The sequence below is a fragment of the Martelella sp. UBA3392 genome, from assembly GCF_002358775.1.
Classification (GTDB): domain Bacteria; phylum Pseudomonadota; class Alphaproteobacteria; order Rhizobiales; family Rhizobiaceae; genus Martelella; species Martelella mediterranea.
In genome coordinates, this window is sequence record NZ_DEPM01000049.1 from 8,220 (window position 1) to 8,896 (window position 677).

The following is a 677-nucleotide window of genomic DNA, read 5'->3' on the forward strand; positions in this document are numbered from 1 at the left end:
TGCCGGTCAACCACTCCATCCCCGAGCCGATGGCGCTGGCGATCCGCACCCCGCTCGGCAATATCGTCCATACCGGCGACTGGAAGATCGACCACGCGCCGACGCTTGGGCCCAAGACCGACGAGGCCCGCTTCCGCGCGATCGGCGACGAGGGCGTGCTGGCGCTGATGTGCGATTCGACCAATGCCATGCGCGATGGCGTATCGCCCTCCGAGGACGAGGTCTCGGCAAGCCTGCGCAAGGTCATCGAGAATGCGGAAGGCCGGGTCGCTCTGACCACGTTCTCCTCCAATATCGGCCGTATCCGCTCGATCGCGAAGGCCGCGGACGAGGCGGGCCGCCAGGTGCTGCTGCTCGGTTCCTCGCTGAAGCGCGCGGTCGCCGTCGCCCGCGATCTCGGCCTGATGGAAGGCGTGAAGCCGTTCGTCGACGAGGATGAATTCGGCTATATCCCGCGCGACAAGGTGGTTGCGATCCTGACCGGTTCGCAGGGCGAGAGCCGCGCGGCGCTGGCCAAGCTCTCGCGCGACGAGATGCGCAATGTGGCGCTGGCCGCCGGCGATCTCGTGGTGTTTTCCTCGCGCGCCATTCCCGGCAACGAGAAGGCGATCCAGGAGATCAAGAACGGTCTGGTGGAGCAGGGCGTCCATATCCTGACCGATGGCGAGGCGCTGGTG

At 66.8% G+C, this 677-nt stretch carries 1 protein-coding gene; it reads left to right on the forward strand.

The genetic code is table 11. The annotated features are described in order from the left end of the window. Positions 1 to 677: ribonuclease J (locus B4E36_RS03760; RefSeq protein ID WP_345899998.1), on the forward strand; the 677-nt coding region annotated here is incomplete at both ends.